The following is a 22,774-nucleotide window of genomic DNA, read 5'->3' as shown; positions in this document are numbered from 1 at the left end:
GTGGCGGTCGCCGGGCGATGGAATCCTACGACGACCGGTCCGCTGCGGGTGAATTCGTACCCGTCGGCGGGTGGTCTGCCCTCAGCAGACGATAGTCGCGCGGCCCGACGCCCTTCCACCGCCGAAAGGCCTGCGAGAGGCTGGATACCTCGGCGTAACCCAGTCGGTGGGCAATTTCCGACACGGCCATCCCGTTGGCCAGGAACTCCTCGGCCAGGCGCTCGCGCACCTCGTTGACGAGCGCCCGGTATGAGGTTCCCTCGGCCGCCAGCCGATGTCGAAGCGTCCTCTCGCCGATGTCGAGTTCCCTGGCGACGGCCCGCGCGGTCGGCGGATCACCGATGTTGCGGACCAGAGCGTCCCGAACGAGTCGGCCCGTCCCGCGGCGCGGCCTGCGGTGCTCGAGCAGGCGGTCGCACTGCACCAGTGCGAGTTCGCGGACCTGCTTGTTGGCATGCGGCATGGTCAGATCGAGGAAGGCGTCCGACGCTGTGATGGCCGTCTGCGGAGCATCGAAACGCGGTCGGACGCCGAAAGCCACCTCGTATCGATCGGCGTGTTCGGCGGCCGGTGCCGGGAAGGCGAAGTCAACCGGCAGGGGAGGCGCCTCCGGAAACGCCTCGCATTGCAACCGGCGGGTACCCGCCACGTCCCGCTCGACCACGAACCGTTGCAGGCGTTCGGGAATCCCTGCCGCGGTGAAGACGAATCGGGTTCCTCCACCGGACGCGGTACGGGTGACGCTGCTGAAGGCAAAGGTCAGACTCATCGAGCGCATCATGGTGTCGACCGCGGACCGGATGGTTGCACTGCTGATGAGGGCGAACGCGAACGTCCCGTACAGCGGCAGTTGGAACCGCATGCCGGCTTCCACGCCGAGACCGGGCGGGTCGCCAAGACCGTCGACCACGTTGCTCACCACGGTGAACTCCTGGCGGGCGGAGATGTCGTAGGCGCCGTCGGCGAGCTGGGTCATGGTCAATCCGGTGTTGCGCAGGGCGACGTCGACGGGCAATCCGCGCTCGAGGCCGAGTTCGACCATCACCACGGCGCCCGAACAGGAGCGCGGTACGTCCCACTCGACCACGCGACCCCCTTCGTCGGCATTGTTGCCGAAACTAGTAACTCTAGGTCCGCTGTGCACCTGTGCGCGACGTCGTCCGCACCAACAGCGAAGCCATCGTCGCCGCCACCACACTGCGCCGGGACGCCGACCTGATCGCCGACATCGCCATCACCTCCAGCGTGCACCCCGACGAGCAGACCCACTTCACCAACAACACCTACGGACTGGGCGGCGACCCACTCGGCCTGATCTTCGGGCCCCTCACCGGTGGCCGGGGTCGGCCATGGAAGTTCCTCTGGCAGATCGTGAGTCGCCCACGGCGCTGGCTCAACCCCCTCCGCACCCGGGGCTGGTCGCGGCGGAGCGTCATCTTCACCGTCATGCAGAGCGTGGACTCGTCGCTACGGTTGCGGCCCGCCCGCTTCGGTAGGCGGCTGGTCACCGAGCCCTCCCACGGTCCCGTGCCGAGCAGCTATCTGCCGATCGCGAACGAAGTGGCGCAGCGGGCGGCCCGCATCATCGGCGGGTACCCGCAGTCGTCGATCTCCGAGTCGCTGTTGGGTGCACCGACCACGGCGCACATCCTCGGCGGCGCCGTCATCGGAGCGTCGGCGGACGACGGCGTCGTGGACCGCTACCGGCGTGCCTTCGGTTATCAGAACCTCCTCATCACCGACGGCTCGACGATGCCCGCCAACGTGGGAGTGAACCCAAGCCTGACGATCACGGCGATGGCCGAGGAAGCGATCAGCCACGTTCCGCCAAAGTCAGGAGAGCCGTCGTGAAGCGCGTCCCGCCATGGCACCACTGCGTCATCACCGGCGGCTCGTCGGGGCTCGGCCTCGAGATCGCACGGCAGCTCGTGCCGCAGGGCGTCGCGGTGACGCTCGTCGCGCGCAACGAGCCCCGGCTCGCCGGGGCTGCGGCCGGACTGCGGCACCAAACGCCCGGCGCGAACGTCCGCACCCTCGTCCTCGACGTCGTCGACGCGGCAGCCACCCGTACCGCGTTCGAGAAACTCGCGGCGAAGGCCGGCGCCATCGACACGCTGATCAATTCGGCGGGCATCCTCGTCGAGGGCCACGCCGAGCAGCTCACCATCGAGGACTACCGCGCCGTGATGGACGTCAACCTCTTCGGAACCGTCAACGCGTGCACCGCCGCCCTCGCGACGTTCGGAGACAGTCCGGGGACGATCGTCAACGTCTCGTCGGTGGCCGGCCTGATCGGTGTATTCGGTTACACCGCTTACGGTTCGAGCAAGCACGCCATCGTCGGCTACACGCGATCACTCGCCTACGAACTCGAACCCCGCGGCGTCCGCGTCGTTCTCGTCTGCCCTGGGGAATTCGACTCACCTATGGTTGACGCCCTCGACACCCGTCGCACACCCGAGAATCGGGAGCACACCTTGACCATCCCCAAACTCTCGGTGGAACAGGTTGCCGCCGAAACCATCTCGGGTATTGCCGCCGGGCGCCGCATGATCATTCCTGGCCGGCGCACCCGCGCCGCCGTGCTTGCCAACCGGCTCTTGCCGCGACTCTCCGACGCCGTGGCCCGCAGGCGGATCGCCCGCGTGTACATGGGTTCCGAACGGTCCGCACCGTGACGGCGGCACGCGTCAACCTGAGCGACGCCGTCGTCGTCATCACCGGCGCGGCCGGTGGAATTGGATCGGCGGTCGCGACGGCGCTGCACCAGCGCGGCGCGCGTGTCGTCCTGGTCGACGTCACCCAGGACTCGGTGGACGCGGTGGCTGAGCGTCTCGGCCCGGCCCGAACCTTGGCCCTCTGCGCCGACGTCACCGACAAGGCGGCGATGGACGACGTCTTCACCAGAGTGCGGGCCCGCTTCGCTCGCGTGGACGTCGCCTTCGCCAATGCGGGCATCTCCAGCGGTGACACGGCGTACACCGCCAACACGGTGCCCGAGGGTGTCTTCGAGCGGGTGATCGCGGTGAACCTCGGCGGGGTGTGGAACACGGTCCGGGCTGCGCTGCCTGGAATTCTCGACAGCCGCGGCCACGTTCTGGTCACCTCCTCGACGTATGCCTACGTCAATGGTGTGGCAAACGTCCCGTACGCCGCATCCAAGGCCGCCGTCGAACAAATTGGCCGGGCGCTGCGAGTCGAGTTGGCCGCCCGCGGTGCGAGCGCTGGCGTGCTGTATCCCGGCTGGGTAGCGACGCCCATTGCGAACGTGGCGTTCGGTGCTGACGACCTCGCAACGCAACTGGTGTCGCGTGCGTTCCCCGCGCCGTTGCTTCGGCCGGTCTCACCCGACACGGTGGCGAGTGCCGTCGTGCGGGGCATCGAGCGGCGCTCGCCCAGCATTCAGGTCCCGCGGCGGTGGGCCCCGATGTTCGCCCTGCGCGGCCTGATCAATCCACTCGTCGACCGCACCCTCACCCGTGACCGCATCTTTGCCGACCTGTTGAATCGGGTAGAACTGCGGTGACTGCCGATCACCACGATCCATCGTCTGAGGAGTCATCATGCCTGCACCGTCCGCCGCCACGTTTGCGCGTCTCGCCGACCTGGTCGCCATCCCGGATGCATCCGAGCGCCCCACCCGCGCCGTCCTCGAGGTGTTCACCGGCCAGAAGCTGGCGGAGATCCCGATCGGCACCGCGCAGGACGCCAAGGATGCGATCGCGCGGGCCCGGGTGGCGCAGAAGGAGTGGGCGGCCCGGCCCGTCACCGAGCGGGCCGCCGTCTTCCACCGCTACCGCGACCTGGTGCTGAAGAACCTCGACTCTCTGATGGACATGGCGCAGGCCGAGACCGGCAAGTCGCGCAACGCCGCCCAGGAGGAGATCCTCGACATCGCGATGACGGCGCGCCATTACGCGCGCGTCGCACCGAAGCTGCTGCGCCCGCAGCGGGTGACGGGCATGCTGCCCGGCCTCACCAAGACCGTGGTGCGGTACCAGCCCAAGGGCGTGGTCGGCGTGATCTCGCCGTGGAACTACCCGATGACGCTGGCGGTGTCCGACGCGATCGCGGCGCTGCTCGCCGGCAACGCCGTGGTGCTCAAGCCCGACAGCCAGACCCCCTACTGCGCGCTGGCGTGCGTGGAACTGCTGTATGACGCGGGCCTGCCACGCGACCTGTTCGCCGTCGTCCCCGGGCCGGGTTCTGTGGTGGGCACGGCCCTGGTCGAGAACACCGAGTACCTGATGTTCACCGGGTCCACCGCGACGGGGCAGCTGCTCGCCGAGCAGGCCGGGCGCCGGCTGATCGGCTTCTCGGCCGAACTCGGCGGCAAGAACCCGATGATCGTGGCCGCGGGCGCCAACCTGCGCGAGGTCGCCGACGCCGCCGTGCGCGCGTGCTTCGCCAATTCCGGGCAGCTCTGCATCTCCATCGAGCGCATCTACGTCGAACAGTCGATCGCTGAGGAGTTCATCCGCGTGTTCGGCGAGCGCGTCCGCAAGATGACGTTCCGCGGCGGCTACGGCTTCGGCGTCGAGATGGGCAGCCTGATCTCCGAGGAGCAGGTGAAGGCGGTGTCCGCCCACGTCGACGACGCCGTCGTGAAGGGCGCGACCGTGATTGCGGGCGGCACCGCGCGCCCCGACCTTGGCCCGCTGTTCTTCGAGCCGACCGTGCTCACCAACGTGCCCGAAGACGCCGAGTGCTACCGCGAGGAGACCTTCGGGCCGCTCGTCTCGATCTACCCGGTGGCCAACGTCGACGAGGCCGTCGCCCGCGCCAACGACACCGAATACGGGCTGAACGCCAGCGTCTGGGCCGCCACCAAGAGCGACGGTGAGCAGATCGCCGCGCGAATCCATGCGGGCACGGTCAACGTCGACGAGGGATACGCACCCACGTGGGGCAGCACCGCCGCCCCGATGGGTGGCATGGGCGTGTCGGGGATGGGCCGTCGTCACGGACCCGAAGGTCTGGTCAAGTACACCGAACCCCAGACCATCGCCACCACCCGCATCCTCAATCTCGGTGGGCCACGCGGACTTCCGCCGAAGCTCTGGGCGAAGATCATGCCGCCGTTCGTCAAGGCGCTGCAGTACATCCCCGGCCGCTGACACGTCGGCTATTGTCGGGCTGCGCCTGGCGACAGGAATCTGGTGAGAATCCAGAGCGGTCGCGCCACTGTGAGCCCACCCGACTGACGGGTGAGTGAGTCAGATACTGAGCCAGGCGCATGTCATCCGCACTTGGGACGCGAGATCCCAGAGGGAGTTGTGCCACCATGCTCATTTCGGAGTCGCCGTACCCGCCCGGTCCGAGAGTCCCGCAGCAGACGCTGTGCGACCCGGCCTGGTTTGCCGCCGTCGTCCAATGGGGAACGGCCCCATGACACTTCGTACCATCGCGCTCGAACTCGTACCACCGAATGCCGAACGTGGCCGCGAGCATGCATTCGACGAAGTCCACAAGGTGCTCAAGGCGTCCGTCGAGTCGGGTCTCGAGGGCGCAATCCGGCACGTGATGATTCCCGGCATGATCGAGGAGGACGACGGTCGGCCCGTGGAGATGAAACCGAAGTTGGACGTCGTCGGCTTCTGGTCCGTCGTCAGCTCGGAACTGCCCGACGTCAAGGGCCTGTGCACCCAGGTGACCGCGTTCCTCGACGAACCCGCGCTCGATCGGCGCGTCGCCGAACTCGGGGAGATTGGGATGGAGGGCATCGCCTTCGTCGGGGTGCCCCGCACGATGAGCGACGGCGAGGGGTGTGGCGTCGCGCCGACGGATGCGCTGTCGCTGTACGACGGGGTGGTCGAAAACCGGGGCGTCATCCTCATCCCCACCCGCGAGGGCGAGCGCGGCAGGTTCGAGTTCAAATGCGCGAAGGGTGCCACCTACGGCATGACTCAGCTTCTGTACTCCGACGCAATCGTGACCTTTCTCAAGGACTTCGCCGAGCGCACCGAACACCGTCCGGAAATTCTGCTGTCGTTCGGGTTCGTGCCGAAACTCGAAGAGCGCGTTGGCCTGATCAACTGGCTCATCCAAGATCCGGGTAACGCGGCCGTCGCGGCAGAGCAAGACTTCGTCAGGACCCTGGCGGCTTCGGAGCCGGTGACACGCCGCCGGCTGACCGTCGACTTGTACAAGCGGGTCGTTGACGGCGTCGCCGATCTCGACTTCCCGCTGAGCGTTCACCTGGAAGCGACTTACGGCGTAAACACCGCAGCATTTGACACTTTCGCCGAGATGCTTGCCTACTGGTCGCCGACGACACCATGAACGGGAGGCACCCGCGGCGGATACGGCAGGTTGCTGCTGCTCTGCGGGTCGACGTGCACCGGTCGGCCGACGTAGGGAAACGCCCGCTGCGGGCACGCGGGACGGTCACAGATCCGACATCCCGCACCGATCGGCACCGCGGCGTCGGCGGCCGTCAGGTCGACGCCGACGGAGTACACGAGCTTATCGGCGTGGGCCAGGTCGCAGCCCAGCCCGATCGCAAAGCTCTTCGGTGTGCCGAGATACGTGCTCGGCGTCGACGACGAGGTCTTGGCGATCCAGAAGTACTCACGACCGTCGGGCATTTGCGCCACCTGGGTGAGGAATTGCCCCGGTCGGGAGAACGCATGGTGAACCACCCAGAGCGGACAGTTGCCTCCCACCCGTGAGAAGTGAAAGGCCGTGGCTGACTGCCGCTTCGAGATGTTCCCGGCGCTGTCGGTGCGGACGAAGATGAACGGGACCCCGCGGGCATCCGGGCGCTGAAGCGTCGAGAGTCGATGGCAGATGGTCTCGAACCCGACGCCGAAGTGCCGAGCCAGCTGGTCGACGTCGTATCGCAACTCTTCTGCGGCCGAGAGGAATTGCCGGTAGGGGAGCAGCAGCGCCCCGGCGAAGTAGTTCGCCAGTCCGATTCGTGCCACCTCACGCGCCTCGGAGCTCAGCTGGCCGTCGGTGGCGACGATCGCGTCGATCAGGTCGGAGTGCAGGAGCATCGCAAGTTGGGTGGCGAGCTGGAATGCCCGCTGGCCCGGCAGAAGCCACCGTGCGACGAAGAGGGTGGCGCTGGCCGGTTGGTAGCGCCGTTTCACGTTGGGCCCCAGCGCATCACCGTCGTCGATCACGACGGTGATGCCGAACTGCTCGGTCATCAACGACGAGAGTCGCTCGTCGAGACCACCGACGCGCAGCCGATGGGTGGCAAAGAGTTCCTCTGCGGCGTGGTCGAGTTCGTCGACGTAGTTGCGACGGTCGTAGAAGAAGTCTCGGACCTCTTCGAACGGCATCGGCTTTTGTCCCGTCGCCGGTGCGTCCTGGTTGGCCCGGCCGTGAACCGTCTCGAGTTGGGCCGTGGCATCGTGCAGACGACGGTGAAGGTTGACCATCGTCTGCCCGACGTCCGGCATCCGGGCCACCAGCTCTTCGATCTGGGCGACGGTGACGGTGCCGTCGTCGAGGACGTCGCGCAGATCGGACACCAGCCTGGCGTCGGCGTCGGCGGCGAAATAGTGAGTCGGCAGGTCGAAACGGTCGACGAGAGCCAGCAGCACCGAAACGGTGATCGGTCGCTGGTCGTTCTCGAGCTGGTTGACGTAACTGGTCGACAGGCCCAAGGCGCGTGCCAGCGCGACCTGTGTGAGGCCCTTTTCATCCCGCAACCGTCTCAGGCGGGCTCCCGCGAACGTCTTAGCCACCGATCGAAACTCTACCGCCAGCGGCTTACACAACATTCGCAAGATGGGTCGGCTAAGGACACTGGATTACGCAGTTACAGGGGGTTTCGGTCCCCAGCGGTGCTGCGTACCGTGCGGATCATGCTCGAACACGACGTCATGACACGGCGCAGCGCCGACGAATTCCCCCGCTCCGCACACCTGGCCTGGAAGATCGCCCAGGTCGCGGCCGATCCGGTGCCGGTACCACCGGAAACCGAGGCGATGGTCGTCAACCGCATCATCGACAACGCCGCCGTGTCGGCGGCATCGGTGATCCGACGGCCGGTCACCGTGGCTCGGGCTCAAGCCCTGGCCCACCGGACCCGCAACGGCGCCAACGTCTTCGGCGTCGAGGGCACCGTGTCGGCCGAGTGGGCGGCGTGGGCCAACGGGGTCGCCGTCCGCGAACTCGACTTCCACGACACCTTCCTGGCCGCCGAGTACTCGCATCCCGGGGACAACATCCCGGCCTTGGTCGCCGTCGCACAACAGCTGGGCATCCGTGGCTCAGACCTGATTCGCGGCATCGCCACGGCCTACGAGGTGCAGATCGACCTGGCCCGTGGAATCTGCTTGCACCAGCACAAGATCGACCACGTCGCGCACCTCGGCCCGTCGGTGGCAGCAGGCCTCGGGACGATGCTGCGACTCGACCCGGAGACCATCTACTCCGCGATCGGTCAGGCGCTGCACCTGACCACCGCGACGCGCCAGTCGCGCAAGGGGCAGATCTCCAGCTGGAAGGCGTTCGCGCCGGCGTGGGCGGGCAAGGTGGCGATCGAGGCCGTCGACCGCGCCATGCGGGGCGAGGGCGCGCCGGCACCGATCTGGGAAGGCGAGGACGGTGTGATCGCGTGGTTGCTCGCCGGACCCGAGCACACCTACCGGGTGCCGCTGCCCGCCCCCGGCGAGCCCAAGCGCGCCATCCTGGACAGTTACACCAAGGAGCACTCCGCGGAGTACCAGAGCCAGGCACTCGTCGACCTGGCGCGCCGAATGCGCAGCCGCATCGGCGATCTCGAGCAGGTCGACTCGGTGGTGCTCCACACCAGCAATCACACCCATGTCGTGATCGGCACCGGGTCCAACGACCCGCAGAAGTTCGACCCCGACGCGTCCCGCGAGACGCTCGACCACTCGGTGATGTACATCTTCGCGGTCGCGCTGCAGGACGGCACCTGGCATCACGAGTCGTCCTACGACCCCGAACGTGCCCACCGAGCCGACACGGTCGCGCTGTGGCGCAAGGTCTCCACCGTCGAGGACGCCGAGTGGACGCGTCGCTACCACTCGACGGACCCCGGCGAGAAGGCCTTTGGCGCCAGGGCGGTCGTGACGTTGACGAATGGTGAGACCGTCGTCGACGAGCTCGCCGTCGCCGACGCCCACCCGCTGGGCGCCAGACCGTTCGGACGCGATCAGTACGTCGCGAAGTTCACCGAGTTGGCCGACGGTGTCGTCGACGCCGAGGAACGGCGACGGTTCCTGTCCGCCGCATGCGACGCAAGCAGCCTCAAACCGGGTGCCCTCGGCACGCTCAACGTCAGGGTCGACCCGCGTGTGCTCGACAAGGCCCCTACGGTGCCGTCGGGTATCTTCCGGTGACGGGCCTGTTCGCGGCAGCCTCCTCGGCCGCCGAGAAACGCGCCGACTTTCGTAGAAAGCTCGAATCGGGTCAGCTGCAACGCTTCCCGGGAGCATTCTCGCCGTTGGTCGCCAAGCTGGTCGCCGACATCGGGTTCGAGGGTGTGTACGTCTCCGGTGCCGTTCTGTCGGCGGACCTGGGGCTCCCCGACATCGGGCTGACGACGCTCACCGAGGTGTCTGGCCGGGGCGCGCAGATTGCGTCGGTCACCGACCTGCCCACGCTGATCGACGCCGACACCGGCTTCGGGGAGCCGATGAGCGCGGCGCGCACCGTCACACTCTTGGAGGACGCCGGCCTGGCCGGGTGTCATCTGGAAGACCAGGTCAACCCGAAGCGTTGCGGTCATCTGGACGGCAAGGCCGTCGTGCCCACCGACGACATGGTCAAGCGGCTGCGTGCGGCGGTGTCTGCCCGGCGGGACCCGAACTTCGTCATCTGCGCGCGGACCGACGCTGCAGGCATCGAGGGGGTGCCGGCGGCCGTCGAACGGGCTCGCGCCTACGCCGACGCGGGGGCCGACATGATCTTCACCGAGGCGCTGGCAGGGCCGGCCGACTTCGAACGATTCAGGGCGGCGGTCGACTCACCGCTGCTGGCCAACATGACCGAGTTTGGCAAGTCCGAACTCCTTACCACCAAGCAACTCTCGGACATCGGCTACAACGTGGTGATCTATCCGGTCAGCACGTTGCGGCTGGCCATGCTCGCCGTCGAGCTCGGACTCCGCGAGATCGACTCGGCGGGAATGCAAGCCGGCCTCATCGATCAGATGCAGCACCGCAGCAGACTCTACGAGTTGCTCCGGTATCAGGACTACAACCAGTTCGACTCCGACGTCTACGATTTCGCACTGCAGGGAGTGACACCATGACGCTCATCGCCGCGGCGGCCGAGAAGCCGCGCATCTTCAAGGGTTTGGCAGGTGTCGTCGTCGACACCACGGCGATCTCCAAGGTGGTGGCCGAGACCAACTCGTTGACTTATCGCGGCTACCCGGTCCAAGACCTTGCCGGGGAGTGCTGCTTCGAGCAGGTCGCCTATCTGCTGTGGCACGGCGAGTTGCCGACCGACGTTCAGTTGCAGCAGTTTTGCGCGCGGGAACGCGCCAGCCGCGGACTCAACCGTTCGATGCACTCCCTGCTCGCCAAGCTGCCCGACAACTGTCACCCCATGGACGTGGTGCGTACGGTGATCAGCTATCTGGGGGCCGAGGACCCCGACGAGGACGACAGCACCGAGGCCGCGAACTACGCCAAGTCCCTCCGCATGTTTGCGGCGCTCCCGACGATAGTCGCGGCCGACATGCGCCGTCGCCGCGGCTTGGCACCGATCGCACCCGACGGCCAACTCGGGTATGCGCAGAACTTCCTGAACATGTGCTTCGGTCAGGTCCCGGAGCCCGTCGTCGTCGACGTGTTCGAACAGTCGATGACGCTATACGCCGAGCACGGCTTCAACGCGTCGACCTTCGCAGCCCGGGTCGTGACGTCGACCCAGTCCGACATCTACAGCGCGGTCACCGCAGCCATCGGCGCGTTGAAGGGATCGTTGCACGGCGGTGCCAACGAGGCGGTCATGCACGACATGATCGACATCGGTTGCGCAGACCGGGCGTCGGACTGGTTGGACGGCAAGATCTCTCGCAAGGAGAAGGTCATGGGCTTCGGTCATCGCGTCTACAAGAACGGTGACTCCCGGGTGCCCGCCATGAAGGCGGCGCTGGAACGCCTCGCCGCCGTCCGTGACGGGCGAGACTGGCTCGACATCTACGAGGTACTCGAAGACGGGATGGCCCAAGCCACCGGAATCAAGCCCAATCTCGACTTTCCGACCGGTCCCGCGTACTACCTGATGGGCTTCGACATCCCGAGTTTCACCCCGATCTTCGTGATGAGCCGGATCACCGGATGGACGGCACACATCATGGAGCAGGCCGCGTCCAACGCGTTGATCAGGCCGCTCAGCGAGTACTCCGGCCAACCCCAGCGCGCCCTTGTCTGAGCGCGTGACCGTGACGCGTTAGTCCAGGCGGGAGCTCGTCGCCTTCGACGATCCCGGTCGAAAGCGATGCGGGGTAAGTGCTTCTGGCCGCGGTGCAAGACCTGGCCCACCGTAACGAAGCCAATTGACGATGTCGGCTTCGGTGCGTGCGTCCAGGACGAAGCCGGGCCACGTGGGTCGGCCGCCGGCCCTATGCCCGCGTCCAGACGGAGAAACCACCACGACATTGGAGCGTTCGCACGGTCCGATGCCCTCGACGAGCCTTCGCAGGTCAGCCAGCCTGGCGCCGTGGTCGGTCATCGGGTGCTTCTTCGTCGTGCCGCAGCAGCATCCGCGGCAGACGGTGACCGTCGGCTTGGTCTGGTCCAATGCCACCGTCGTAGATCCCATCGGTTGGTAGGAGATCGGTGCGGTTGCTCACGGACGGGAGCCCGGGGCGCGCCAATTGCGCGCCCCGGGCTGAACTGCTTAGCCCCGGACGCGTACCTGGTGGGCCGCGGCGACGAGGTTGCGCAGGGATGCCGTCACTTCCTCGGTGCCGCGGGTCTTCAACCCGCAATCGGGATTCACCCAGAGCCGCTCGCCGGGAACGGCTTTCAGTGCGGCGCGCAGGGACTCGACTATCTCCGCGGTGGCCGGCACGCGCGGGGAGTGGATGTCGTACACGCCGGGGCCCACGCTGTTGCCGAAGCCGATCGCGTTGAGATCGTCGAGCACCTCCATGTGCGAACGTGCCGCTTCGATGGACGTGACGTCGGCGTCCAGGTCGGCGATGGCGCCGATCACCTCACCGAATTCGGAGTAGCACAGGTGGGTGTGGATCTGCGTGGAGTTGGCCACCCCGGAGGTGGCCAGCTTGAAGGCGCCGACCGCCCACGACAGGTAGTCGTCCTTGTCCTTGGACCGCAACGGAAGCAGTTCGCGCAGGGCGGGTTCGTCGACCTGGATGATCGAAATGCCCGCGGTCTGGAGGTCCACGGTCTCGTCGCGAATGGCCAACGCGATCTGATTTGCGGTGTCGGCCAACGGCTGATCGTCGCGGACGAATGACCACGCCAAGATCGTCACCGGCCCAGTCAGCATGCCCTTGACCGGCTTTCGGGTCAGCGACTGCGCGTAGGTAGCCCACTCGACGGTCATCGGGTGCGGCCGGCTGACGTCCCCGAACAGAATCGGGGGCCGGACGCATCGGCTTCCGTAGGACTGCACCCATCCGTTTTGGGTGGCAAGGAAGCCGTCGAGTTGTTCGGCGAAGTACTGCACCATGTCGTTGCGCTCGGGCTCACCGTGGACGAGGACGTCGAGGCCGAGCTCTTCTTGCAACCTGATGACCGAGGCGATCTCGGCACGCATGTCCTTGGTGTACTCGACCTGGTCGATGTCGCCGGCCCGTAAAGCGGCCCGCGCCTTGCGGATCGTGGTGGTCTGTGGGTAGGACCCGATGGTCGTCGTCGGCAACACAGGTAGGTGCAGCCGGTCGTTCTGAGCCTCACGCCTGGCTTCGGCGGGACCCCGCGTCATGCCGGCAGCGGCGATCGACGAGAGACGCGCCCGCACGTCGCCGTTGTCGAGCCGCGCATCGGCACGACGTGACGCGACGGCCTCGTTGGACGCGGTGATCGCGTCGGCGACGGAATCGCGTCCGTCGCGCAGACCTCGTGCCAGCCCGACCACTTCGGTTACCTTCTCGACGCCGAAGGCCAGCCAGCTGCGAAGCGCCACGTCCGCGTCGGGTTCCGCGTCGAGGGTGTAGGGGACGTGCAGGGTCGAGCACGACGTCGACACCGCGAGAGCGCCTACGGATTCGCGCAGACCTTCCAACGTCCTCAGCGCGGCGTCGAGGTCGGTGCGCCAGACGTTCCGGCCGTCGACCACACCCGCGACCACTGTCTTGCCTGCGAGCTCGGGAACGGCGCCCACGGCGTGGCTGCCGCCGGCCACCAGGTCGACGCCGACGGCCTCGATCGGAGTACGGGCCAGTGCGGCCAGCGACCCGTTCGGTGCGCCGAAGTAGGTGGCGACGAAGATCGCCGGCCGGTTCTGGAGACCACCGAGGAGACCGTAGGTGCGTTCGGCGAGTTCGGCGCCGTTGTCCACGATGTCGGTGACCAAGACGGGCTCGTCGATCTGTACCCACTCCGCACCCGCGTCGGCAAGCGCGCCGAGCAGATCCGCGTAGAGCCCGACGACCTCGTCGAGCCGCGACATCGGAGCGGCGGCACCGTCGACGCCCTTGCTCAGGGCCAGGAACGTCAGCGGTCCGACGACGACCGGACGAGCGGGAATACCCTGAGCCTGAGCTTCTTTCAGCTCACCAAGTACCTTGTCGGGGTTCAAGGCGAATCGGGTCTCGGGCCCGATCTCGGGTACGAGGTAGTGATAGTTCGTGTCGAACCACTTGGTCATCTCGAGTGGCTGGATGTCGTCGGTCCCGCGGGCGGCCGCGAAGTACCTGGCGAGGTCGTCTTCGATGCCGGCGACCCGCGGCGGCAGCGCGCCGAGCAGGACGGCGGTGTCGAGAATCTGGTCGTAGTAGGAGAAGGTGTTGACGGGAACCGAGTCGATTCCGGCCTCCGACAGCGCCTTCCACGTGTCGTGGCGAAGCCCGGCGGCGACGGATTCGAGTTCCGACCGGGCGGTCCGGCCAGCCCAGTAGCTCTCGGTCGCCCGTTTGAGCTCCCGGCGGGGTCCGATGCGGGGCGATCCGAGAATGGTTGCGGTGAATGGTGTTGCGGTCATGTCGACGTCCTACGTGATACGGCGGGATGGCCATCACCAGTGGGCGTCGAACCGATGGCAGCATTCGTCACTACGAGTGCTGCGCTTCGGCCGCCGCCCATTCCACGAGGCGATGAACCACCGAACGCGGCGCGCTCGGTACACCTGGCAGGTCTTCGGACTCACAGGCGCGCACGTATTCGTGCTCCTACTGGCCGTCGCTTCCCAGCCCATGACGGGCCAGTGCTGATGACGGCGGTCGTTCCTGCTCACCGCTGCGGGACAGTCCCGGAATCTCACCGGGTTCCCTCTCGTGCCGTACGCCTTTCGGCATGCCGCACTCGATGCCGGACGCTCCCTCGCGAACGAGGAGGTGACCGACAGACCAGTTGCGTGGATCAGAGTACGCGCCTGCCTCATCGGGTCGTCCGCGCCAGGCTATCGTTGGTCTCGTGGCCGGCAGTGACGGGCTGGGCGGGCGTTATGAGCTCAGGGGCGTGCTCGGCGTCGGCGGGATGGCCGAGGTCCGCGACGGCTGGGACACCAGGCTGGGTCGCGCGGTCGCCGTGAAACTGCTGCATCCCGCGCTCGGTGCCCAGGTAGACGCGCGGGCCCGGTTCGAGGATGAGGCCCGTGCCGCGGCGCGCCTCTCGCACCCCAACATCGTTGCCGTGCACGACTACGGACACCACGGCGGCACCCCGTACATCGTGATGGAGCGGCTGCCGGGAAGCACCCTTCTGGACGAGATCGCGCGGGGTCCGCTACCGCCGATGCGGGTGCGCACGATTCTCGACGAGGTCCTCGCCGCGCTGTCGGTCGCGCACGCCGCCGGCGTCGTCCACCGCGACATCAAGCCAGCCAACATCCTGACCTCCGGTCCTGGGGGAGGCGTCAAGGTCGCCGACTTCGGCATCGCCAAGACCGGTGACGCCGGGCATACCGCCACGGGTCAACTGGTCGGGACCATGGCGTACGCGAGTCCCCAGCGCTTGACCGGGGCACCGTCATCGGTGGCCGACGACCTGTACGCGGTGGGCGTGGTCGGCTACGAGCTGGTTGCCGGGCGGGTGCCGTTCCCGCAGAACGACGTTCAGGCGCTTGCCTTTGCGATCCTGAACGGTCAGCACGTGCCGCTCACGTCGGTAATCGGCGTCGACCCCGCCCTCGCCGCCGTGATCGAACGCGCCATCGCACACGATCCGCGTGCGCGTTTCACCAGTGCCGATCAGATGCGAGCGGCCCTGGCGGGGCCGCGGCCCGTGACGCGGGTGTTTACTGCCCCGTTCGCTCCGGTCGTGTCGAGCGGGTACCCGGCGCGCCCCGCGCGATCGTGGACGCGGCGGCGGACCATCCTGACGACGATCGGGGTGGTGGTGGCGCTCGTCGTCGCCGTGCTGGCCGTGGCGCTGCAACCCACGTCGCAGAACGCCCCCGCGACGACCAGCACGTCGACCACGCCACCACCATCACCGCCGTCGTCGAGCGTTGCGCCGCAACCGATCCCGTCGACCACGGTTCAACCGGTCGAACCTTTCAAACCGCCGGGCCCGCCGCCGGGCAGGGGCAACGACAAGGACAAGGGTCCGAAGAACCGCGGCTGACCACCTACCGGACGTCCTGGCGTGCGGTTACGCCGCCGACTCGGCGTCGGCGCCCTGCGAAGAGCCGGGCTTGTCGTCGGTGTCGCTCGGCTTCACCGTGGTGCGAACCTCGGGTGCGTCGTCCGTCTTGGTGGACTCCCGAACCTTCGAGGGCTTCGTCCTGGGTGACGTGCGCGGCTTGAGATCGTTCTTCGCGGACTTCTCGACCGTCTTCGGCGAGTCGACCGTCGCATCGGACTCGTCTGGCCTCGCCACCTTCGTGGACTCGTCGGTATCGGCAACACCGGCTGCGGCAACGTGTTTCGTATTGCCGGCGCCACCCGAGCGTTCGTGCTTCGTGACCTTCGTGGTCTCTTCGGGGTCGGTCGACGTCTTCGCCGCCGAGACCGCCACGTTCTCGGACGAGGCGTCTAGCTGCTTGGTGGTCGTCGGCAGCTGCGGAGGCGGCGGCGGGGTGAACACCAGCTGCCCGCCGTCGACGCGCGGCCCCAGATTGGGGGTCATGTAGGAATAGCCAGCCCTGATCAACGGCATCAACATCTTGTCGATCTGGTCGACCACCTTGCGTGGCACTCCCAGTTGGAGCAGAGGCCTGGTGATGGGGAGCTGGGTGCGAGGAACGACGTACGTGCTGGTGGTGCCCCCGGCGTCGCTCTTCACCTGCGACACCAGGACGGCGTCGTCCATGCTGTCGAGCGCGGTCTGGGAATGGTCGTTCTTGCCGTTGACGGTGTACACCGCACCCATCACCGCGTTGATCACGGCAAGCGGGTTCCACGGTCGGTCGGGTGGGTTGGCCCAACCGTCCCATTCCTCGTTGACGACCACGGTGTCGTACCGGGTCTCCGGGACGGCATGGAACGTCTCCCCGAAGAACGGAATCGTCACCCCGGGCAGGTACATCTGGCCAAGACCGCGCAACATGTCCCCGAAGACGTAGAACGTGAGCACGTCTCGGGAGGGCGCCTCGTCGTCCGACAGGCTCTGCAGATAGGCCAATTCGCGTTCGATGACGAGCGTGCCCTCGCTGATGCCCGCCACCGCGACGGGTTCACCCTTGTCCAGCTCATTCAGGATCAGCTGGTGAAGCAACGTCTGTCCGAGTTTGGTCGACTGATCGGTGGTCAGCGCGCCGGGTCCGGACACGAGCCCCAGCTGGCCGGGATAGTCCAAGGCGACCGACTTGCCCTTCGTGTCGGGCAACCAGTTCTCGCCTACTCGCAAGCCGAAGTCGAGCCATCCCTGTTTGGTGAGGCCCTGGCTGGCAAGGATGTCGGACAGAATCGGCCACTCGGTCGGACGCCCGCCGTTGACACCGATGCGAGTCTGGGCGGACGCCAAAGCGCCTGGCGCGGCAATTGCGAGCGCCGCGGCGACCACCACGGCGGCCAGTGACCACCGACCCCTCCGGCCACCCCCGGCGGCGACGGCAATCCTTCTTCTTCGGACGACGAATTCGAACATGTAGTTACCCCCGTGGTCGACCATAGCGTCGGTGGACGACGCGTGTAAGACGACATCGCCAATCGTCTCGAAGGTATGAATTCCGGCCTAGACCGTCGGCTCAGCTACCAGACGGTTCGAGCCCGGCCCCCGCTCCGGCGTGGGTGAGCGTGATCGTCGGCGGGTGGTACCCGGCCCGCACCACCGTGCTCCGGACTTCCTCCGCGACGGCGTCGCACCGGTCGGCGGCCGCGAGGGCAATCACGCATCCGCCAAAGCCGCCGCCCGTCATGCGCGCTCCCAGCGCACCGGCCCGGACCGCGGTGTCGGCGATCAGGTCGACGTGCTCGGTGGTGATTTCGAAGTCGTCGCGCATCGAGGCGTGTGAGGCGTCGAAGAGTCGGCCGACGTCGGCGAAGTCGGCATCGCCCAGCGCCGAGACGACGTCCGCGACGCGTTGGTTCTCCGTCAGAATGTGTCGGGCGCGACGCGCGTCGACGGGGTCGGTGACGTCGACGAGCACCGTCTCACCGCGGTCCTGTACTTCGCGCAGGGATCTGACGCCGAGTGCCGCGGCCGCTCGTTCGCAGGAGGCGCGCCGCGCGGCGTACTCGCCGCCGGCATGCCGATGCGGGGCGTTCGAGTTGATCAGCATCAGTGCCAGACCGGCGGCGGCGGGGTCGAACGGCACCAACGTCACGGTGTCGTCGTGGAAGTCGATCAGGAGCGCATGTCGTGGCTCGCCACGCAGCGATGCCAGTTGGTCCATCAAACCCGTTGGCGCGCCGACATAATCGTTCTCCGCCCGCTGGGCGATCCTGGCCTGGTCGGTGCGGTCGATCCGAAGCCCGGCCGCGGTGGTGAGCGCGCCGAGGACGGCACACTCGAGTGCGGCCGACGACGACAGGCCCGAACCCACGTCCACCCCGCTGGTGATCCGCATCGTGCCCCCACCCACCAGGTGCCCGGACGTCCGTAGTGCCCACACCACACCCGCGACGTAGGCGGCCCAGCCGGTGACGTCACCCGGGGTGGTGTGCAGCGGGATCGTGACCTCGCCGCCCTCGCGATCGCTGCGGACGACGACCGCGTCGCCGCCGTCGGGTCGGAAGGTCACCGTCGTGCGGGCAGGCAGCGCGATCGGCAGCGCGAAACCCTGGTTGTAGTCGGTGTGTTCGCCGATCAGGTTGATCCGCCCCGGCGCGGAGAAGCGAATGTCGTCGGTCACGAGGCAAGCCCCCGGAGCCGTTCGGCGACTGTCTCGGGCAGCACGTCGCCGATGAAGGCGTCCATTGCCGATTCCGACCCGGCGAGGTACTTCAGCTTGGTGGCGCTGCGCCGCACCGACATCAGCTCGACGTGAAAGTACCCGTCCCGCTGGGCTTCCGTGTCGCGGTACTGGTGTAGTGCCGAGATGTACGGCAGGGGCATGGGATACATCCTGTCGAAGCGCTTCAGCAGGTCGCAGTACATCGCCGCGAACGCGTCGAGTTCGGCATCGTCGAGTTCGGACAGGTTGCGCACCAACCTGTTCGGGTACAGGTGGACTTCCACCGGCCAGCGCGCCGCATAGGGCACGAACGCCGTGAACAGATCGTTGCGTGCCACCACCCTGGTGCCTGCGGCCACCTCGTGGGCCAGGATGTCGGCGAAGAGGTTGGTGCCGTGGCGTTCTGCGTGCGCACGGGCCTCGGCGAGCATGTGGGCGGTGCGCGGCGTCAGGTAGGGGTAGCCGTAGATCTGCCCGTGCGGGTGGGTGAGCGTCACCCCGATGTCCTCGCCGCGATTCTCGAAGCAGAACACCTGCTCGATCCCGGGCCTGCTCATCAGGTCGGCGGTGCGGTGACGCCAGGCGTCGACGACGAGGCGGGCGTGGGGGAGCGTGAGTTCGCCGAACGACGAGGTGTGGCTGCTGGAGAACGAAATCACTTCGCAGCGGCCATGTCCCGGCGCACTGAGGAAGTCGTCGACGCCGACGTCGGGTAGGGCGAATGCCCGTCCGTCGGCTCCAGAGAGGCTGGGGAAGCGGTTCTCGAAGACGACGACGTCGTAGTCGGGCGCGGGCACCTCGCTGGTGGTCCCCGACGAACTGGGGCACAGCGGACACTGATCGGCGCTCGGCAGGTGGGTGCGGTCTTGGCGCAGCGCGGCGATGGCGACCCACTGGCCGGTCTGGCGGTCGAACCGGATCTGCGACTGGGCGTCCCCCCGAGGGGGGAGCGGTCGACGGTCGGGGACCGGGGTGGGCTCGTGGCCGGGCAGCGAGAAGAACAGCAGTTCCCGACCGTCGGCCAAGGGCCACGGCGTGGGGTTCGGGGTCGGGTCGGTCACGGTGTGCGCACCTGTGCGATCACCAGGTCGCCGACCCGACTGTCGAGCAGTTCGCGGTCGGCGGCGGTCAGGCCGTCGTCGCTGATCAGGGTCTGGACGTGGTCGAGGCGGGCGAACACGCAGGCACCCACTTCGCGGTACTTCGTGTGGTCGGCAAGCACCACCAGTCGGCCGCCGATCTCAATCAGGGTGCGGTTGGTCTGGGCCTCGGCGACGTTCGGCGAGGTGAGGCCGGCGTCGGGGTCGACGCCGTGCACTCCGAGATAGGTGGCGTCGACGCGAAACGAGGAGATCGCGGCGTCGGCGACGGGTCCGACCAGGGCGTCCGACGGGGTCCGCACCCCACCGCTGAGATAGACCAGTGGAGTGTCGGAGCCGTCCGCTCCATTGGTCAAGGGATCGGTGAGTTCGCGAAAGACGTTGACCGAGTTGGTGACGACGGTGATCGAGGGCCGACCACGCAGATGCCGGGCGAGTTCGGTGGTGGTGGTTCCGGCGCCGATGGCGATCGTCATGCCGTCCACGATGGTGGCCGCCGCCCTCGCGGCGATGGCCGCCTTCTCGACTCGCTGCTGACCTGCCTTCTGCGCCGAGCGCGGTTCCTCGCCGCGGTTGTGCCGCGACACCGCACCGCCGTGCACCTTCCGCAGCAGCTGCTGGGCGTCGAGGGTGTCCAGGTCGCGGCGCACCGTCATCTCCGAGACGGCGAGCTCCTCGGCGAGGTCGGCGACGCGCACGGAGCCCTCCGATTGCAGCGCGCGCAAGATCGCGTCTTGTCGTTCAGCGGCCAGCATCGGTGGCAGCACCCTTCGTCAGACAGATTCGCACATTAACGAACACAATCTAACGCATGCGCGCGACGGTCAGCGGCCCCCGGTGAAGCGCTGCAGGAACTGCCGCGTCCGGTCCTCTTTCGGGTTGGTCAAAACGTCCGCAGCCGAACCTGATTCGACGATGCGACCACCGTCGAGGAAGCACACCGTGTCGGCCACCTCGCGCGCGAAGGCCATCTCGTGGGTGGCCATGACGATTGTGCGACCGGTGCTCGCCAACTCCCCGACGAGCGTCAACACCTCGCCGACGAGCTCCGGGTCCAATGCGCTGGTGATCTCGTCGAGCAGCAGCAGCCGCGGCTCATAGGCCAGCGCCCTGGCGATCGCCACCCGCTGCTGCTGGCCCCCGGACAACTTGTCGGGGTAGGCGCCGGCGTGTGAGGACAACCCGACCCGGTCCAAGAGTTCACGGCCGCGATCCTCGGCGTCCCGGCGGCTGGAGCCGTGCACGACCCGCGGCGCCAGCGCGACGTTGGCCAGCGCCGTCATGTGGGGAAACAGGTTGAACGACTGGAACACCATCCCCATCGCCTGACGAGCTTCGTCGGCGTCGATCCGAGGATCGCTGATGTCCCGGCCGTCGAGCAGGATCTGGCCGTCGTCGATGTCCTCCAGCAGGTCGACGCACCGCAGCAGCGTCGACTTGCCGGATCCGGACGCCCCGATCAGCACGACGACCTGATGCTCGGCGACGTCGAGGTCGACGCCCTGGAGGACGGGGCGGTCCTGATACGCCTTGGTCAGACCGCGCACCGAGAGCACCGGCGTCGTCACAGCGCACCCTGCCGAGTCGCCACGCGCTTCGCCGCCCAGTCGGCCAACCGGGCCGACGGTATCGCCAACGCCACGAACAGCAGACCGGCGACGACGTACGGGGTGAAGTTATAGGTGGTGGCCGCCGAAATCTGCGCGGCGCGGACGGCGTCGACCGCACCGAGCACCGAGATGAGACCGCAGTCCTTCTGCAGCGCCACGAAGTCGTTGAGCAGGGCGGGCGTCACGCGGCGCGTCGCCTGCGGCAGGACGACCAGCTGCATGGTCCGGCGATGGTTCAGCCCAAGGGATTTCGCAGCCGCCAACTGCGACGGGTGGACCGATTCGATGCCGGCGCGGAACACCTCGGCCACGTAGGCGGAGTAGATCAGCACCAGCGCAAGACCACCGAGGAGCACCGGATTGTTGGGAAGGCCAGACAGGCGCAGCCCCGGCAGGCCGAAGCCCACGAGATACAGACAGATCAGCAGCGGCAGACCACGAAACAGATCCACGTAACCGGTTGCCAACGCGCGCAACGGAAACCACACCGGGCCGCGCAGGGTGCGCAACGCAGCCAGTCCGAGCCCGAAGATCAGGATCAGCACCTGGCACACGATCAGCACGCGCACGTTGAGCCACAGCCCCTCCAGCAGCGCGGGCAGGCTCTCCCAGCCGATCCTGAGGTTGAAGAACGACTCGCGGACCCGTGGCCAGCCCGGCGACGACGTCACCGCCAGCAGCAGTACCGCCGCGAAGACGACGGTGGACAGCAGGGCGATCAGCGTGGACCGCCGGGCCCGTGACTGCCGGTAGGCCACCCGATCCAGGGCGGCCGTGGTCACGACAGAACCGGTGCGTTGCCCGCGCCTGTGAGCCACACCTTCTGCAGCTTGAACAGCTCGCCGTCGGTGCCCAGCTCGTCGACTGCCTTGGACACGCACGCCGTCAGCGGGCTGCCCTTGTCGAGCACGATGCCGAACTGCTCGGCCTTCTCCTCGCCGGCCGGCAGCTGGCCGACGATGACGCCGTCGGCGAGTTCGGCCTGCACCTGGAAGGCGGTCGGCAGATCCAGCACCAACGCGTCGATCTGGCCGTTCGACAACGCCGCCTTGGCGTCGTCGTTGTTGTTGAACACCGCCACGTCCGGGTCGACCGCCTTCGCGGCGGTGTAACTGGTGGTGCCGACCTGCGCGCCGAGCTTGAGTCCCTTGAGGCCCGCGACGTCCTTCACTCCCGCGGCGGGGGAGGACTTCAACGCGACGACCGCCTGGGTCACGTTGAAGTACGGCGAGGAGAAGTCGACGGCCTGCTTGCGGTCGTCGGTGATGGAGAACTCGTTGAGGTTGGCGTCGAACGTCTTCGGGCCCGGGGCGATGGCCGCGTTGAACGGCACCCGCACCCACGTCACGTCCTGCGGCGCGTAGCCCAGCTTCCCGGCGACGGCGTAGGCGACGGCCGATTCGAAGCCCTTGCCGTTGGACGGGTCGTCGTCGACGAACCACGGCGGGTACGCCGGTTGATCGGTGCCGAAGGCGATCGACCCCTTCTTCAGGGTGGGCAGGGAGTCCTTCGTGCATTCCGCCGCCGACGCCGCGGCGGTCGAGCTGCCCGGCGCCGCCTCGTCGGCGGGGGCACAGGCCGTGGCCGCAGCCAGACCGACGAGGGCCAGCACGGACACCACACTCGACACATTGCGCATGGGCGGCATCATCGCGCACCTGG

19 protein-coding genes and 2 riboswitches are annotated in these 22,774 nt (G+C 67.6%); of the genes, 9 read left to right on the top strand and 10 right to left on the bottom strand.

Features of this window, described 5'->3' with window-relative positions:
* Positions 1–25 precede the first annotated feature (25 nt).
* Positions 26–1,087: an AraC family transcriptional regulator gene (locus tag ASD37_RS20595; protein WP_056555779.1), complete on the bottom strand. Its 1,062-nt coding sequence runs from the start codon at positions 1,085–1,087 to the stop codon at positions 26–28.
* A 59-nt stretch (positions 1,088–1,146) separates the two neighbouring features.
* Here ASD37_RS20595 and ASD37_RS20590 point away from each other — a divergent pair, with 59 nt between their 5' ends.
* The 5 genes from ASD37_RS20590 (at position 1,147) to ASD37_RS20570 (ending at position 6,282) form a co-directional block, all read left to right on the top strand.
* Entirely contained in the window at positions 1,147–1,851 is a 705-nt protein-coding gene (locus ASD37_RS20590; RefSeq protein ID WP_056555776.1) for a GMC oxidoreductase, read from the top strand.
* Positions 1,848–2,678, top strand: a complete 831-nt coding sequence (locus ASD37_RS20585; protein ID WP_056555773.1) for an SDR family oxidoreductase — start codon at positions 1,848–1,850, stop codon at positions 2,676–2,678. The genes ASD37_RS20590 and ASD37_RS20585 overlap by 4 nt, the downstream gene beginning before the upstream one ends.
* Positions 2,675–3,526 (top strand): SDR family NAD(P)-dependent oxidoreductase, encoded by an 852-nt coding sequence (locus tag ASD37_RS20580; protein ID WP_056555769.1) that lies wholly within the window; start codon positions 2,675–2,677, stop codon positions 3,524–3,526. Before ASD37_RS20585 ends, ASD37_RS20580 begins: the two co-directional genes overlap by 4 nt.
* Positions 3,527–3,563: 37 nt before the next feature.
* The gene (locus ASD37_RS20575; protein WP_056555766.1) at positions 3,564–5,117 is read left to right on the top strand and encodes a succinic semialdehyde dehydrogenase; all 1,554 of its coding nucleotides are present in this window, start codon (positions 3,564–3,566) and stop codon (positions 5,115–5,117) included.
* Positions 5,118–5,247, top strand: a riboswitch (cobalamin riboswitch).
* A gap of 141 nt (positions 5,248–5,388) precedes the next feature.
* Positions 5,389–6,282 (top strand): mycobacterial-type methylenetetrahydrofolate reductase, encoded by an 894-nt coding sequence (locus tag ASD37_RS20570; RefSeq protein WP_056555763.1) that lies wholly within the window; start codon positions 5,389–5,391, stop codon positions 6,280–6,282.
* Here ASD37_RS20570 and ASD37_RS20565 read toward each other — a convergent pair.
* On the bottom strand, positions 6,258–7,733 hold the full coding sequence (locus tag ASD37_RS20565) for a short-chain fatty acyl-CoA regulator family protein (RefSeq protein WP_056555760.1): 1,476 nt from the start codon (positions 7,731–7,733) through the stop codon (positions 6,258–6,260). The two genes, ASD37_RS20570 and ASD37_RS20565, sit on opposite strands and share 25 nt — an antisense overlap.
* Before the next feature lie 84 nt (positions 7,734–7,817).
* Here ASD37_RS20565 and prpD point away from each other — a divergent pair, with 84 nt between their 5' ends.
* The 3 genes from prpD to ASD37_RS20550 are packed head-to-tail and all read left to right on the top strand — an operon-like array spanning position 7,818 to position 11,367.
* Complete coding sequence (gene prpD, locus ASD37_RS20560; protein ID WP_056557405.1) at positions 7,818–9,323, top strand: 2-methylcitrate dehydratase PrpD; 1,506 nt, start codon at positions 7,818–7,820, stop codon at positions 9,321–9,323.
* Positions 9,320–10,237: a methylisocitrate lyase gene (gene prpB, locus ASD37_RS20555; RefSeq protein WP_056555757.1), complete on the top strand. Its 918-nt coding sequence runs from the start codon at positions 9,320–9,322 to the stop codon at positions 10,235–10,237. Before prpD ends, prpB begins: the two co-directional genes overlap by 4 nt.
* A complete protein-coding gene (locus ASD37_RS20550) occupies positions 10,234–11,367 on the top strand; it encodes a bifunctional 2-methylcitrate synthase/citrate synthase (RefSeq protein ID WP_056555753.1) in 1,134 nt (377 codons plus the stop codon). The genes prpB and ASD37_RS20550 overlap by 4 nt, the downstream gene beginning before the upstream one ends.
* Before the next feature lie 468 nt (positions 11,368–11,835).
* Here the strand turns inward: ASD37_RS20550 and metE are convergent, their stop codons facing one another.
* Positions 11,836–14,106 carry a 5-methyltetrahydropteroyltriglutamate--homocysteine S-methyltransferase gene (metE, locus tag ASD37_RS20545; protein ID WP_056555749.1) on the bottom strand — a complete coding sequence of 757 codons (2,271 nt, stop codon included), beginning with the start codon at positions 14,104–14,106 and terminating at the stop codon, positions 11,836–11,838.
* Between the two features lie 128 nt (positions 14,107–14,234).
* A riboswitch (cobalamin riboswitch) is annotated at positions 14,235–14,440 on the bottom strand.
* Between the two features lie 97 nt (positions 14,441–14,537).
* Between metE and ASD37_RS20540 the strand changes: the two genes are divergently transcribed.
* Positions 14,538–15,689 carry a serine/threonine-protein kinase gene (locus ASD37_RS20540; protein WP_056555746.1) on the top strand — a complete coding sequence of 384 codons (1,152 nt, stop codon included), beginning with the start codon at positions 14,538–14,540 and terminating at the stop codon, positions 15,687–15,689.
* Positions 15,690–15,716: 27 nt separating this feature from the next.
* Here ASD37_RS20540 and ASD37_RS20535 read toward each other — a convergent pair whose 3' ends face one another.
* The 7 genes from ASD37_RS20535 to ASD37_RS32025 all read right to left on the bottom strand — a co-directional run bounded on the left by ASD37_RS20535 (position 15,717) and on the right by ASD37_RS32025 (position 22,751).
* Positions 15,717–17,153, bottom strand: a complete 1,437-nt coding sequence (locus ASD37_RS20535) for a PE-PPE domain-containing protein (RefSeq protein ID WP_162253290.1) — start codon at positions 17,151–17,153, stop codon at positions 15,717–15,719.
* A 100-nt stretch (positions 17,154–17,253) separates the two neighbouring features.
* Positions 17,254–18,360 carry a galactokinase gene (locus ASD37_RS20530; RefSeq protein WP_056555740.1) on the bottom strand — a complete coding sequence of 369 codons (1,107 nt, stop codon included), beginning with the start codon at positions 18,358–18,360 and terminating at the stop codon, positions 17,254–17,256.
* Entirely contained in the window at positions 18,357–19,463 is a 1,107-nt protein-coding gene (gene galT / locus ASD37_RS20525; RefSeq protein WP_056555737.1) for a galactose-1-phosphate uridylyltransferase, read from the bottom strand. The genes ASD37_RS20530 and galT overlap by 4 nt, the downstream gene beginning before the upstream one ends.
* On the bottom strand, positions 19,460–20,257 hold the full coding sequence (locus ASD37_RS20520; RefSeq protein WP_056555734.1) for a DeoR/GlpR family DNA-binding transcription regulator: 798 nt from the start codon (positions 20,255–20,257) through the stop codon (positions 19,460–19,462). Before ASD37_RS20520 ends, galT begins: the two co-directional genes overlap by 4 nt.
* 69 nt (positions 20,258–20,326) lie before the next feature.
* Positions 20,327–21,070 carry an amino acid ABC transporter ATP-binding protein gene (locus ASD37_RS20515; RefSeq protein ID WP_056555730.1) on the bottom strand — a complete coding sequence of 248 codons (744 nt, stop codon included), beginning with the start codon at positions 21,068–21,070 and terminating at the stop codon, positions 20,327–20,329.
* On the bottom strand, positions 21,067–21,894 hold the full coding sequence (locus ASD37_RS32030; RefSeq protein ID WP_200959951.1) for an amino acid ABC transporter permease: 828 nt from the start codon (positions 21,892–21,894) through the stop codon (positions 21,067–21,069). The genes ASD37_RS20515 and ASD37_RS32030 overlap by 4 nt, the downstream gene beginning before the upstream one ends.
* Positions 21,891–22,751 carry an ABC transporter substrate-binding protein gene (locus ASD37_RS32025; RefSeq protein WP_200959950.1) on the bottom strand — a complete coding sequence of 287 codons (861 nt, stop codon included), beginning with the start codon at positions 22,749–22,751 and terminating at the stop codon, positions 21,891–21,893. Before ASD37_RS32025 ends, ASD37_RS32030 begins: the two co-directional genes overlap by 4 nt.
* Positions 22,752–22,774: the final 23 nt, after the last annotated feature.

It is taken from the genome of Mycobacterium sp. Root135 (assembly GCF_001426545.1).
Classification (GTDB): domain Bacteria; phylum Actinomycetota; class Actinomycetes; order Mycobacteriales; family Mycobacteriaceae; genus Mycobacterium.
Note: the sequence above shows the minus strand (reverse complement) of the source record. Positions and strands in the feature narration are given on the sequence as shown.

Excerpts from the sequence above, each read along its gene's own strand:
- ASD37_RS20575 (WP_056555766.1), top strand. The coding sequence starts at position 3,564 with ATGCCTGCACCGTCCGCCGCCACGTTTGCGCGTCTCGCCGACCTGGTC.
- metE (WP_056555749.1), bottom strand. The coding sequence starts at position 14,106 with ATGACCGCAACACCATTCACCGCAACCATTCTCGGATCGCCCCGCATC.
- ASD37_RS20565 (WP_056555760.1), bottom strand. The coding sequence starts at position 7,733 with ATGTTGTGTAAGCCGCTGGCGGTAGAGTTTCGATCGGTGGCTAAGACG.
- ASD37_RS32025 (WP_200959950.1), bottom strand. The coding sequence starts at position 22,751 with ATGCGCAATGTGTCGAGTGTGGTGTCCGTGCTGGCCCTCGTCGGTCTG.
- ASD37_RS20535 (WP_162253290.1), bottom strand. The coding sequence starts at position 17,153 with ATGTTCGAATTCGTCGTCCGAAGAAGAAGGATTGCCGTCGCCGCCGGG.
- prpD (WP_056557405.1), top strand. The coding sequence starts at position 7,818 with ATGCTCGAACACGACGTCATGACACGGCGCAGCGCCGACGAATTCCCC.
- ASD37_RS20520 (WP_056555734.1), bottom strand. The coding sequence starts at position 20,257 with ATGCTGGCCGCTGAACGACAAGACGCGATCTTGCGCGCGCTGCAATCG.
- ASD37_RS20550 (WP_056555753.1), top strand. The coding sequence starts at position 10,234 with ATGACGCTCATCGCCGCGGCGGCCGAGAAGCCGCGCATCTTCAAGGGT.
- ASD37_RS20570 (WP_056555763.1), top strand. The coding sequence starts at position 5,389 with ATGACACTTCGTACCATCGCGCTCGAACTCGTACCACCGAATGCCGAA.